The sequence below is a fragment of the Pseudomonas sp. BNK-30 genome (assembly GCF_047456185.1).
Taxonomy (GTDB): Bacteria; Pseudomonadota; Gammaproteobacteria; order Pseudomonadales; family Pseudomonadaceae; genus Aquipseudomonas; species Aquipseudomonas putida_E.
Window position 1 is genome coordinate 95,887 of the sequence record NZ_CP179904.1, and the last position, 12,696, is coordinate 108,582.

Genomic DNA, 12,696 nt, shown 5'->3' on the forward strand with positions numbered 1-12,696 from the left:
GGTCGTTATCCAGTCAGGCCATTTCGGCAGGTTTCAGCACCGGCGTGTGCGCGGTGCTTTTGCAACGCACCCAGCGCGGGCCGTTGGGGCCATACACGCCAGCAGGTTCAGGGAACAGGTTGAGCAGCAGCAGGTACAGCACACCAGCCATGCCCAGGGTTACCGGCAGGCTCACGTCGATGCCGCCAGCCAGGTCGCCCAGCGGGCCGACGAACTGCCCAGGCAGGTTGACGAAGCTCATGCCTACCACCGCGCTGGGGACCCACGCGCCCATGCCGCGCCAGTTCCAGCCATGCAGGAACCAGTAGTGACCGCCGCGCTGGCCGCGGGTGAACACTTGCAGGTCGTCGGCGTGGTAGAAGCCGCGGCGGGTGATCAAGCCGAGAATCATGATCACCATCCACGGGCTGGTGCAGGTAATGATCAGCACGGCGAAGGTCGAAACGCTCTGCACCAGGTTGAAGGTGAAGCGGCCGATGAAGATGAAGGCAATAGCCATTACCCCGATCAGCACGGTGGCGCCTGCGCGGCTGAGCAGCCGCGGGAACACGCTCGACATGTCCAGCCCGGTGCCGTAGAGCGCAGTGGTGCCGGTGGACATGCCACCGATCACCGCGATCAGGCACACCGGCAGGAAGAACCAGCTAGGCGAAATCGCCAACAGGCCACCTACGTAATTGTTGGCGGCGATGTAGTCCGCGGCGTGGGTGGCCACCAGGGTGGCGGTGCACAGGCCGAACAGGAACGGGATCAGCGTGGCGGCCTGGGCGGCGATCACCGCCAGCATGATGCGCGCCTTGGGCGTTTGCCGCGGGATATAGCGCGACCAGTCGCCGAGGAAGGCGCCAAACGATACCGGGTTGCTCATGGCCAGAATCGCCGCGCCGACGAAGGCTGCCCAGAATCCGACCTGGCCAAGGTTGACGCTCCCGGCGTAGCCCGCATCGAACGGGCCGGCAAAGGCGAAGATGCCCAGCAGGAACAGCAGGCTCGAGGCCCACACGGCAACCTTGTTGACCCACAGCATGAAGCGGAAGCCGAAGATGCACACCACCAGCACCAGGATGGCGAACAGGCCGTAGGCCAGGCCCAGGGTCAGGTCGGTTTCGGGCAGCCCGGCCAGGCGCTTGGCGCCGCCGACCAGGGCATCGCCGGAACTCCATACCGACAGCGAGAAGAACGCCACGGCGGTGAGCAGCGACAGGAACGAGCCGACGATGCGCCCATGCACGCCGAAGTGCGCGCCCGACGACACCGCGTTGTTGGTGCCGTTGAGCGCGCCGAACAAGCCCATGGGCGCAAGGATCAGCGCACCCACGCCGACGCCGAGCAGGATCGCCCAGACCCCGGCCTGGAACGACAGCCCGAACAGTACCGGGAAGCTGCCCAGCACGGCGGTGGCAAAGGTGTTGGCACCGCCGAAGATCAGGCGGAACAGGTCCAGCGGGGAGGCGTCGCGTTGATCGTCAGGGATCTGTTCGACGCCATTGGTCTCGATACCGGTCGAGTGGCTCATGGTGATGCTCCAGCGCGGTTGTTGTAGGCCGGCGCGGTGCGCGGGCCCTCTTGTGGGTGCGATGGCAGGGCGGCAGGGCCGCGTAAAGGTGAATCAGGCGACGGTGACGACCGACAGGTGCTCATGGCAGGCCAGCCAGCGTTCGCCGTGGCGGCGGAACACGATGGTTTCGCGCTCGGCCAGTTGGTGCTGCTCGCCGGCGATGCGGATGTGCGTGGCAACATCGTGCATGAAGATCGCCACATCACCTTGCAGGCTCACCTGCGCATTGCTCGAAACGCAGCCGAGCACGGCAAAACCCTCGGCCTGCCATTGGGCCCAGAGGTCTTCGTAGGCGCCGCGCGACAGCAGCGGTTGCGCCAGGGTGTGGAAAAGAAAGGTGGCGTCTTCGCTGAAGCAGGCGAAGTAGCGGGCGGTGTCGTTGCTGGCGAAGGCGGCTACAAGGTCGGCGGCGGCCTGGCGTACCTGAAGTGTCTGGTCCACGGGAGTGGCCTCACGGTTATTGTGATTGTGGTGAAGCGATTCTGGTGGGGGTTGGCGGGTGAACAAATCGCTGGGGGGAAATAATTAGTTCAGGAATTTGTGAAGTGAAGTGCGATGAACCAGGCGCTTAGCCTGACTCAGGAATCACTCCAGGAAGATTGGTCGCGAGGCAAGTCGCCTCTGGGGTCATTAACGATGATAGAACCATGCGCGGGGAGTTGATCGGTGTAGAGCACCAGATTCTTGCCGCCAGCATGCGCAACGGATTCAAAAATGATGCCCGCGCAATCAGCTTCCAGAACAAGATCCCCTATGAGCCAACTGGGCGGTTCGACACCCTCGTTGAAGCGAATCTTGCGCCAGTCACAGAAGAAGTCTTTCCAGATGGGTGGCCAGTCTGCTTGGTAGCCGCCGGTAAAGTCGATCACTCGGTCCAATGTCAGGGAGTAACTCACCAGCAATCCCGGCGGTAAAAACGGACTACCCTGCTGGAACTCGGCCACGGCAGTGGCCGGCTCCAGGGATAGGTAAAGCGCCTCAAGCCCTTTGCGATTGGCGCGGCCACCTTGGGTAGCCGCGCCGGTGCCGGATGTGGGTGTTATTGCCCATTTCGGTGTGTGCAGCCGGTAGCAGGGCAGGTTCTTCAACGCGATGATTTTCATCCTTGAGAACCGGCTTCCCACGACTGCAGGAAGGCGATCAACTGTTCAGTTCGGCCGTCGCTGACAACCTCTTCTGGCGTTCTGTAGTCGAATGTCGACAGCGGTTCGTTCTTGAACCAGAAAATGGCCTTGGTCATGTCCGTGCCCATGTCAGTTACAGCACGCAAGACCCGCACGGCATCACGTATGTACGCCTGGATCTTCTCCGACTCGGGGGCGTTGCGCACGGTGTTGCGATGGACATGGGCGCGGGTTGCGAATGTCTGCTGGTCCATCGAGAACACCTTCAGGAACCGCTCAGGGGAGAACATGACCCGATTGACTTCCCGAAGCGCTTCCATCAGCCCCTCGAAACTTGTGGGTTGAAGTTCCAATACTGCATTGCTGGCCATGATTGACCTCCTGAGGGGTTTCGCTTCTCACAAGCACAATATTTGCACAATTTGAGCATAAATCAAGATCTTTGCACGCAGGCTGGGACCGCGCTGTCATCGGTTCTGCACCGCCGCCTTGGATCCGACTGGCGGTCTTACTCACCCCCCATCCTTGCCTACGCTGAAACTCCCACCCCAACGTTAGCAAGGAGATCGGACATGGCCTTCCAATACAAGCGTCTGGACAAGAACAACGCCGCGGTTCTGCTGGTCGATCACCAGACCGGCCTGTTGTCGCTGGTCCGGGATATCGACCCTGACCGTTTCAAGAACAACGTGTTGGCGCTTGCCGACCTGGCCGAGTACTTCAAGCTGCCCACCATCCTCACCACCAGTTTCGAAACGGGCCCCAACGGGCCGCTGGTGCCCGAACTCAAGGAGCAATTCCCCGACGCCCCCTACATCGCCCGGCCGGGCAACATCAACGCCTGGGACAACGAAGATTTCGTCAAGGCGGTGAAGGCCACCGGCAAGAAGCAGTTGCTGATCGCCGGGGTGGTCACGGAAGTCTGTGTGGCCTTCCCGGCGTTGTCGGCGCTGGAGGAGGGCTTCGAGGTGTTCGTGGTCACCGATGCCTCCGGCACCTTCAATGAGCTGACCCGTGATTCGGCTTGGCGGCGGATGGAGGCAGCCGGGGCGCAACTGATGACCTGGTTCGGCGTGGCCTGCGAGCTGCACCGTGATTGGCGCAATGATGTTGAAGGCCTGGGCACGTTGTTCTCCAACCATATTCCCGATTACCGCAACCTGATGACCAGTTACAGCAAGTTGGCCAAGTAAAACGGCAGGGATCGACCATACTCACTGTTCATTCGCCCCAAGGAGCGTGTCATGGCCAAGCCGTCCAGGAAGAAAGACTTGCAGGCGCCCGCCGAGAAGCTGGGCGGCAAGGCCTATGACAAACAGCTGAAAGACCTGCATGTGGAATTGGTGAAGCTGCAGGAATGGGTCGTGGCCAAGGGCCTGAAGGTGTGCATCGTGTTCGAGGGCCGTGATGGTGCCGGCAAGGGCGGCACCATCAAGGCCATCACCGAGCGGGTCAGCCCACGGGTGTTCCGCGTGGTGGCGCTACCGGCGCCGACTGAACGGGAAAAGTCCCAGATGTATGCCCAGCGCTACCTCAACCACCTGCCGGCAGCGGGGGAGGTAGTGATCTTCGATCGCAGCTGGTACAACCGCGCAGGCGTTGAGCGGGTAATGGGTTTTTGCACCGACGAGCAGGCCGGCAAGTTCCTCGCGGTGGTGCCCTTGCTGGAGAAGCTGATGGTCGAGTCGGGGATCATCCTCATCAAGTACTGGCTCGAAGTCAGCGCCCAGGAGCAGACCCGCCGCCTGCAGGACCGCATCAATGACGGCCGCAAGGTATGGAAACTCTCTCCCATGGACCTTAAGTCCTACACCCGCTGGGACGAATACACACTCGCCCGCGATGAAATGTTCGCGGCTTCCGATTCATCGTGGGCGCCGTGGTTCCTGGCCCATTCCGACGACAAACGCCGTGCTCGCCTGAACATCATCAGCCATCTGCTTTCGCGCATTCCCTACAAGGACGTCACTGGCGACAAGGTGGTGAAGCTGCCCAAACGCGGCAAGATCGGCAAGTACAAAGCTGTAGCCTATCCCTTCAAAGTGGTCGAAGAGCGTTTCTGATTCCCTCACTGCGCATGGTCGCAAGGGTACGAACCTATGCCACATGACGGCAGCTTGCTGCAGGCTACAGTGGTCTTCCTGCTGGCCGTGGTGCTTCTGGTGCCACTGGCGCAGCGTCTGAAGATGGGGGCGGTGCCTGGCTATCTTTTGGCCGGCATCCTGATTGGCCCTTCGGTATTGGGGCTGCTTGATAACCCAGGCAACGTGGCACGGATCTCAGAGATCGGTGTGGTCATGTTGCTGTTCGTGATTGGCCTGGAGCTATCACCACAGCGCTTGTGGACCATGCGTCGGGCGCTGTTCGGTGTCGGGGCGCTGCAGGTCGGGCTGACTGCCCTGGTGCTTGGCTTGCTGGCGTATGCAGTGTTCGGCCAATCGAAACCGGCGTCGATCGTTCTGGGGCTGGGCCTTGCCCTGTCGTCCACCGCGTTCGGCCTGCAGGTCCTGGCCGAACGCAAGGACCTGGGCAAACCGCACGGCCGCTTGGCCGTGGCCATCCTGCTGTTTCAGGACATCGCCGCCATACCGCTGATTGCCGTGGTGCCGTTGCTTGGCGGTGATGTCAGCACTGCCGATGAGCGCGCCTGGCCGCTACTGGCGGTGTCACTTGGCATTGGCCTGGTGATCGTCAGCGGCCGCTACCTGATGACGCCGGTGTTCAAATGGACAGTCGGGTCGGGCCTGCCGGAGCTGTCGACCGCCACCGCCTTGCTGGTGGTGCTGGGCACGGCTTGGGTGATGGAGCACGTGGGCATATCCATGGCCCTGGGCGCCTTTCTTGCTGGTGTGCTGATGGCCGAGTCACCGTTTCGCCACGAACTGGAAACCCAGATCGAGCCGCTCAAGGGCCTGTTGCTGGGGTTGTTTTTCGTCGGGGTGGGAATGAGCGCCGATTTGCGCCTGCTGTTCGGCATGCCTCTGGCCGTGCTGGGGCTGACGTTGTTGTTGGTGGGCATCAAGTTGCCGCTGCTCTGGGGGTTGGGCCGGCTGGCGGGTGGACTCACTCACCCGCAGGCGCTGTGCCTGGGGGTGGTACTGGCATCGGGCGGCGAGTTTGCGTTCGTCGTATTCAAAATGGCGCACGAACATCACGTACTGACTCGACAGGTGCACGACCTGCTGGTGCTCGCGATCACCCTGTCGATGGCGGTAGTGCCGCTGGTGATGATGGCCCTGGCGCGGCAGCTGCCTGAGCGCGATATCTCGCACCCTGCACCCAGAACGGACCACTGAATCGCGCCCCTGGCGCATTGAGCACGAGGAGATGAGTCATGCAGCCGAGTATCAAACTGGACAGCGCCCGGTCACGGGGTCTGCTCGATGTGCTCATCAAGGCAGGCCTGGTGGCAGCCCTGGTGCTATTTGCCTTTCAGGTTTTCCAGCCATTTCTGGAGCTGATGCTGTGGTCGGTAATCCTGGCGGTGACCCTGTATCCGCTGTACCAGCGCATCAAACGTGGTTCAGGTTTCAAGGACGGCTATGCGGCGACACTGGTGGTGCTGCTGGTGCTGGTGGTGTTGCTGGTACCGATCTACCTGGTGGTGATGTCCATCGGTGAATCGGTGGACCACCTGGTGTCGCTGATCAGGAGCGACAGCTGGAGCGTGCCGGTGCCGCCCGACTCTGTGGCCAACTGGCCACTGATCGGGCCGAAAGTCCATGCGCTGTGGCTGTCAGCCTCCGAGAACCTGGCCGATGTGATTGCGCAATGGATGCCCCAGCTCAAGAGCGCCGGGCGTACGGCATTGGGTGCGGCGGCCAGTGCCGGCGGGGCCTTCCTGCTGTTCGTCGGCGCGATCATCATTTCCGGCGTGATCATGGCTTTTGGTGATCGTGGCGAAATCGCAGCACAGCGCATCGCTATGCGGATTTCTGGCCAAGAGCGGGGCAAGCCGCTTGCCACGTTGTGCACCGCGACCATTCGTGCAGTGGCGCAAGGGGTGATCGGCATCGCCTTCATCCAGATGCTGCTGATCGGTGTGGGCTTCGTGATCAAAGGCGTCCCAGGTGCCGGCATGCTGGCCATTCTCATCCTCATGCTGGGCATCGCTCAGGCCCCGGCGACGTTGATCACGTTGCCGGTGATCATCTACGTACTCAACGTCGAGGGCTTCACCGTGGTCACTATCGTGTTCGCTGTCTACACCTTCGTCGCCGGGCTTGCCGACAACGTGCTCAAACCTTTGTTGCTGGGCCGCGGGGTGGATGTGCCGATGCCGGTGGTGTTGATCGGTGCGCTGGGCGGCATGGTGGTCAAGGGCATCATCGGGCTGTTCCTCGGCCCGGTGATCCTCGCTGTGACCTACGTGCTGTTCTGGCAATGGGTGGCCTTGCAGGTGCCGGAGCAACCCGCGCCGCCGGCAGCCTGAGCCAAGGCCTGCCATGCCCAGGCGCTGCTGTGGGTTGAGCCTGCTGATGGTGCTGACCGGTTGCACCCAGGTCGGCCCGGACTATGAGACGCCCCGGCACCCATGGCTGGACAGCTGGAGCACGCCATTGCTCGAGCAGGCCCAGCGCAGGGCTGAGCAGCCGGAGCTGCGCCAGTGGTGGGCAGTGTTTGCCGACCCGGCCTTGGACGCACTGATCGCCGAGGCCGACGCCAATAACACCAGCCTGCGCCTGGCCGGCCTGCGCGTCGCCGAGGCCAGGGCGCAGTTGGCCATCGTCCAGACCGGGCGTTATCCACAGTTGCAGCAACTGCGTGGGCAGAGCCTGTACCTCAAACAGGACCAGTCCGGCACCGACAGCGCCCGCGATTCGGTGTTCTGGCAGTCCAGCGTGGGTTTCGATATCGGGTGGGAGATCGATTTCTGGGGGCGTTTCAGCCGCGCCATCGAAAGCGCCGATGCCGCTTATTTCGCGTCCCAGGCCAATTACGCCGACGCCATGCTGCTGATGCGTGCGCAGGTGGCCGACACCTACTTTGCCCTGCGCACCGCCGAGGCGCGGCTGCAGATCGCAACGGAGAACGCCAGGCGCCAGGCGCGTAGCCTGCAAATTACCGAGCGGCTGTTCCGCCACGGCGAGAACGACGAGCTCGACTGGCAGCAGGCGCGTACCCAGTATCTGGCAACTCAGGCCACGATTCCCGAGTTCGAAAACCAGCTCAATGCCTTGCGCAATGTGCTCTGCGCATTGCTGGGCAGGCCGCCCGGGCCGTTGCCGCAGCTGGCTGCGCGGTACGGCCAGTTACCACTGCCGGACCGGGCTGTGTTGCAGGACGTGCCCGCCAGCCTGCTGCAGCGGCGCCCCGACATTCGTGCCGCCGAGCAAGCCGTGGCGGCGCAGTCGGCACTCGTCGGGGTGGCCACCGCGGATCTTTATCCACAGCTGAGCCTGCTGGGCAGCATCGGCTGGACTTTCGTATCGGCCAATCAACTGCCCAACACCTTCGACCTGGCTGCCGGGCCAAGCCTGCTATGGAGCCCCTTCGACTACGGCCGCCGCAAGAATGCCGTGCGTGTCGAGGATGCGCGCCTGCAGCAGTTGATCGAGCTGTACCAGCAAGGGGTGCGTGAAGCTGCGCGTGAGGCCGATGACGCCGCCAGTGGCCTGGTGCGTTCGCTGCAGAGCGCCAGCATTCGCCAGGAGGCCTCGCAGGCCGCCCAGCGCTCGCTGAGCCTGGCCAGCGCCCAGTACCAGGAAGGTTTTGCCGATTTCCAGCGCGTGCTCGATGCCCAGCAACTGCTGTTGCAGCAGCAGGACGGCTACCTGGTCAGCCGGGGCAACGCAGTGAGCAGCCTGGTGACGCTGTACAAAGCGCTGGGCGGTGGTTGGGACAACCAGCGCAAGCCCGTTGACCCGGCCACCCGCCAGCAGATGGAAAACCGTACCGATTGGGGTGACCTGCTGGACGAGCCGGCCCCTGCCGACCCTGAACAAGGTGAGCCCTGATGAGTGACGCCGTGGACACGCCCCCTGACCGCGCCATGCACTGGGTGTTGGTGCTGATCATCGTGAGCCTGGTCTGGTACCTGCTTGCCGACCGGTTCACGCCTTACACCCAGCAGGCTCGTCTGCAAGCCTATGTGGTGCCCGTGGCCGCTGAAGTTGCCGGGCAGGTCAAGCGCGTGGCGGTGGGCAACAACCAGCAAGTGCGCCAGGGTGATGTGCTGTTCGAGCTGGATCAGGAGCAGTACCGCATTGCCTTGACCCGCGCTCAGGCAGATCTGGATACGGTACGCCGGCAGATCGGCGCCAATACCGCCGGCATCGACTCGGCCAAGGCCGCCTTGGTGGCGGCCCAGGCCAACGAGCGCAAGGCCCGCCAGGATGCCGAGCGGCTCAAACGGCTGATCGAAGAAGACCCAGGTACAGTGTCTGTCCGTCGCCTTGAAGGGGCGCAGGCGACCCGCGACCAGGCCATCAGCCAAGTGGCGGCAGCCCGTGCGGAAGTCGAACGGGCGCGGGAGCAGCAAGGCGGGGTGGAGGCGGACAACGCGCAACTGCGCAGTGCGGCGGCCAATGTCGAAAAGGCCCGCCTGGACCTGGCCCGCACCGTGGTGCGCGCCGATGCCAATGGGCTGATCACTGACCTGCGCACTGACGTGGGCCACTATGTTCCCGCCGGCAGTGCGATGATGACCCTGATCGCCATCCACGACGTGTGGATAAGCGCCGACATGACCGAGAACAACCTCGGTCGTCTGCGCCCTGGTACACCGGTGCTGGTGGTGCTGGACGCCATGCCCGGTAAGGTATTGCAAGGGCATATCCGCAGCATCGGCTATGGCGTGAGTGTGGGGCAGGGTACGCCGCCGGGCGCCTTGCCGACCGTACAGAACAGCCGCGAATGGCTACGCTCGGCGCAGCGCTTCCCGGTGATCGTCGAGCTCGACCGAGACCAACTTGCAGACAGGTCCGGGCTGCGTGTGGGCGGTCAGGCCGAAGTCATGGCCCTGCCCGGCGAAGGTAACCCTTTGAACCTTCTGGGGCGTGTGTTCATGTGGCTGATGAGCTGGCTGTCCTATGCCTATTGAGCTGCGACGCCTGCGCGCGCTGCGCCTGGCCTTGGGCGTGGCGCTATGCCTGGTGGCGAGTTTTGGCATGGGCCTGCCGGTGCCCATACTTGCGCCGGTGTTCGCAGTGCTGTTGTTGGCCATGCGCAGCGAGCCGTTGCCGATCAAGGCCGCACCGATGTTGGCGATACTGGTGTTGCTCAGTTGTGGCAGCGGCCTTTTGCTGATACCCCTGTTGCGCCATGCGCCGGTGAGTGGCGTGTTGCTGGTCGGTGTGGGGGTATTTCTGGTGTTGCGCTATGCGCTCAAGGGTGGCAACGGCCTGCTGGCCAACCTGTTGGTGGTTGGCCTGACCATGATCGCCGCTGCCGGTACCAGCGATTTCACCCTGGCGCTCATGGTGGTCGAGGCGATGGCCAAGGGCATGCTGCTGGCGGTGCTGGGGACGGCGTTGGCCCATGTGCTGGTTCCAGAACCTGCGGATGCGCCTGCGCAACCTGCGCCGCCATTGCCCGATCGCGCCGATGTCGGCTGGATAGCCTTGCGTGCCACGCTGATCGTCATGCCGGCGTTCCTGCTGGCGCTGATCGCGCCCGACGCGTTCATGCCGCTTATCATGAAGGCGGTGAGCCTTGGGCAGCAGGCTGGCGAGACCCGGGCCCGGCATGCCAGCCGTGAGCTGATAGGCTCGACGGTGCTGGCGGGGGTGTTGGCGATGCTCATGTGGGCGGCATTGAGCGTGTTCGTGCACGTGTGGATGTTTTTCCTGTGGGTGCTGCTGTTCACGCTGTGGCAGGGGCGCAGGCTCTACCGCGTGGTAAGTACGCGGCACAGCCCTGCGTACTGGGTGAGTTGCCTGACCACGCTGCTTATCCTGCTGGGGCAGTCAGTGCAGGACAGTGCAGCCGGCCAGGACGTCTACCGGGCGTTTGCGGTGCGCATGGCGTTGTTTCTGGCCGTGTCGCTGTATGCCAGTGCCCTGCTGATATGGCTCGACCGGCGTCGGCTCAGCGCCGTTTAGCGGCTCATGGCTTCCAGTCCACCCCGGTGTCCTGCAGATAAGCATCCACCGCAGCACCGACAGTGGGGTGAAACGCCGTTTCTCCCATGTGCTGGAACAATTCGAACCGTTTCATCTTGTCTTTCACCGGGTCCTTCATCTCGGCGAACTGCAACTCGACTCCCCGGGCCTCCAGCGCCCGGTCGAGTTCGGCCAGCATGTCCGCCGAAGTGATATCGATGCTGGTCACCGGTTCCGCTGCGATCACCAACCGCTGCACGGGGGTAGGCGACTCATCCACCGCCGCCAGCACCGTGGCCTGAAACTGCTCGGCATTGGCGAAGAACAGCGGCGCATCCCAGCGCAGCAGTACCAGCCCCGGTACCCTGCGAGCCTGTGGATAACGCTGCACGTCATGGTAGCCGCGGGTGCCGTCCACCCGCCCGAGCACCGCATGATGCGGTCGCCAGCCATCCCACAGGAACTCGATCACCGAAATCGCCACGGCAATGCAGATGCCGGGGATGGCGCCGAACACCGCAACCCCCACGAAGCAGGTGAACGACAGCCAGAACTCCCATTGCTGCATGCGAAAGATACGCTTGAGGTCGGCGAACTCGAACAGCCCCAGTGCCGCCGCGATCACCACTGCGGCCAGTGCGCTGTTGGGCAGGTGTTGCAGGAGGTTGGGCGCGACCAACAACAGGATTGTCACAGCCACCGCACCGATGATGCCGGTAAGCTGGGTCTTTGAGCCGGCCGCCTCAGCCACCGGAGTGCGCGATGAGCTGCTGCTGATAGGGATGCCCTGGAACAGCCCGGAGGCCAGGTTGGCCACGCCCAGGCCGAACATTTCCTGGTTCGGGTTGACCGGTGTTTTCAGGCGCGCCGCGTAGGTGCGTGACAGCACGCTGGTATCGGCGAACGACACCAGCGCCACGGCGATACCGCCCAGCAGTACCTCGACCAGGTCGATGTCGGTCACCCAGGGAAAGACGAAGCTGGGCAAGCCCTGGGGTAGTTCACCGAGTACTTTCACACCCATCTGGTCGAGGCCTAACAGGCTTACCGCCAGGGTGGCGAGCACCACGGCGATCAGGATGCCCGGTAGGCGCTTGTAGGGCTTGAGCAGCAGGATCAACGCCAGGCTGGCGCCACCGACTGCAAAGCTGGGCCAGTGCCCCTGGCCGGCGATCAAGGTCTTCGCCAAGTACCACAGGTCGCGCAGGGGCCCCTGGCTGTCGATCGATAGGCCGAACAGCTTGGGCAACTGGCTGATCAGCACGGTGAGCGCGATGCCGTTCATGTAGCCATAGCGGATAGGCTTGGACAACAACTCGGTGATGAAGCCCAGGCGCATCAGGCCGGCGATCACGCAGAAGGCGCCGGCCACCAGGGCCATCAGGCTGGCGACGGCAATGGCTCGCTGTGGGTCGCTGGCGGCGTATTGCACCACCACGGCGAGGATCGGCGCGGCCAGCGCTGAATCCGGGCCCAGCACCAGGATCCGGCTGGGGCCGAACAAGGCGTAGGCCAGCAAGGGAATGATGGTCGCATACAAGCCGTAGATGCCGGGTACACCGGAGGCTTCGGCGTAGGCGATGCCCACGGGCACCAGCATGGTGGTGAGCACCAGCCCGGCAGCGATGTCCTTGGGCAGCCAGGCGAGCTGGTAGTGCATCAGCGTGGCCAGCCCGGGGAGCCAGCGTTGCCAGTCGAAGCCGGGGCGGGGCGGTGTTTCATGCATGGTGGTGGCTCCTGGGCGGAGGTCGCATGAAAGTGCTTTTAGTGGGCTGGCCCGAATGGGCGCCACTGCGCAGCCCCCAGATGTAAGCCAATTACCAACTTGAAACCGAATGCTTCAATTCAAGATAGCTTGGGAATTGTCCTGCGCAGGCCTCAGCAATCCAGACACTCGCCCAGGCGTATCAGCAAAGCCCTGTGAACACCAAAAAAAACCCTTGAGCCGCGAGGCTTCAAGGGTTTTTTACTC

12 protein-coding genes are annotated in these 12,696 nt (G+C 63.3%); 7 read left to right on the forward strand and 5 right to left on the reverse strand.

The window, feature by feature from the left end:
- Positions 1 to 13 precede the first annotated feature (13 nt).
- From ACMGGN_RS00485 to ACMGGN_RS00500, 4 genes are all read right to left on the reverse strand, one after another.
- Entirely contained in the window at positions 14 to 1,516 is a 1,503-nt protein-coding gene (locus tag ACMGGN_RS00485; protein WP_115273852.1) for a purine-cytosine permease family protein, read from the reverse strand.
- Positions 1,517 to 1,609: 93 nt separating this feature from the next.
- Positions 1,610 to 1,999, reverse strand: a complete 390-nt coding sequence (locus tag ACMGGN_RS00490; RefSeq protein WP_039601730.1) for a YybH family protein — start codon at positions 1,997 to 1,999, stop codon at positions 1,610 to 1,612.
- 137 nt (positions 2,000 to 2,136) lie between these two features.
- Positions 2,137 to 2,661, reverse strand: coding sequence for an RES family NAD+ phosphorylase (locus ACMGGN_RS00495; protein ID WP_115273853.1), 525 nt, complete (start codon positions 2,659 to 2,661; stop codon positions 2,137 to 2,139).
- Positions 2,658 to 3,053, reverse strand: coding sequence for a hypothetical protein (locus ACMGGN_RS00500; protein WP_046784575.1), 396 nt, complete (start codon positions 3,051 to 3,053; stop codon positions 2,658 to 2,660). The genes ACMGGN_RS00495 and ACMGGN_RS00500 overlap by 4 nt, the downstream gene beginning before the upstream one ends.
- A 201-nt stretch (positions 3,054 to 3,254) precedes the next feature.
- Here ACMGGN_RS00500 and ycaC point away from each other — a divergent pair, with 201 nt between their 5' ends.
- The 7 genes from ycaC to ACMGGN_RS00535 are packed head-to-tail and all read left to right on the forward strand — an operon-like array spanning position 3,255 to position 10,724.
- Positions 3,255 to 3,875, forward strand: a complete 621-nt coding sequence (gene ycaC, locus ACMGGN_RS00505) for an isochorismate family cysteine hydrolase YcaC (protein WP_046784574.1) — start codon at positions 3,255 to 3,257, stop codon at positions 3,873 to 3,875.
- A gap of 51 nt (positions 3,876 to 3,926) precedes the next feature.
- Complete coding sequence (ppk2, locus tag ACMGGN_RS00510; protein ID WP_125923387.1) at positions 3,927 to 4,745, forward strand: polyphosphate kinase 2; 819 nt, start codon at positions 3,927 to 3,929, stop codon at positions 4,743 to 4,745.
- Positions 4,746 to 4,781: 36 nt separating this feature from the next.
- Complete coding sequence (locus tag ACMGGN_RS00515; RefSeq protein ID WP_414156371.1) at positions 4,782 to 5,978, forward strand: monovalent cation:proton antiporter-2 (CPA2) family protein; 1,197 nt, start codon at positions 4,782 to 4,784, stop codon at positions 5,976 to 5,978.
- A 38-nt stretch (positions 5,979 to 6,016) separates the two neighbouring features.
- Positions 6,017 to 7,114, forward strand: coding sequence for an AI-2E family transporter (locus tag ACMGGN_RS00520; protein WP_115273855.1), 1,098 nt, complete (start codon positions 6,017 to 6,019; stop codon positions 7,112 to 7,114).
- A gap of 13 nt (positions 7,115 to 7,127) precedes the next feature.
- On the forward strand, positions 7,128 to 8,639 hold the full coding sequence (locus ACMGGN_RS00525; RefSeq protein ID WP_414156372.1) for an efflux transporter outer membrane subunit: 1,512 nt from the start codon (positions 7,128 to 7,130) through the stop codon (positions 8,637 to 8,639).
- Positions 8,639 to 9,724 carry an HlyD family secretion protein gene (locus tag ACMGGN_RS00530; protein WP_046784570.1) on the forward strand — a complete coding sequence of 362 codons (1,086 nt, stop codon included), beginning with the start codon at positions 8,639 to 8,641 and terminating at the stop codon, positions 9,722 to 9,724. Before ACMGGN_RS00525 ends, ACMGGN_RS00530 begins: the two co-directional genes overlap by 1 nt.
- Positions 9,714 to 10,724 carry a DUF2955 domain-containing protein gene (locus tag ACMGGN_RS00535; protein WP_414156373.1) on the forward strand — a complete coding sequence of 337 codons (1,011 nt, stop codon included), beginning with the start codon at positions 9,714 to 9,716 and terminating at the stop codon, positions 10,722 to 10,724. Before ACMGGN_RS00530 ends, ACMGGN_RS00535 begins: the two co-directional genes overlap by 11 nt.
- Before the next feature lie 4 nt (positions 10,725 to 10,728).
- On the opposite strand, the gene ACMGGN_RS00540 is transcribed toward ACMGGN_RS00535, so the two are convergent.
- Positions 10,729 to 12,450 carry a SulP family inorganic anion transporter gene (locus tag ACMGGN_RS00540; protein WP_414156374.1) on the reverse strand — a complete coding sequence of 574 codons (1,722 nt, stop codon included), beginning with the start codon at positions 12,448 to 12,450 and terminating at the stop codon, positions 10,729 to 10,731.
- Between the last annotated feature and the right edge of the window lie 246 nt (positions 12,451 to 12,696).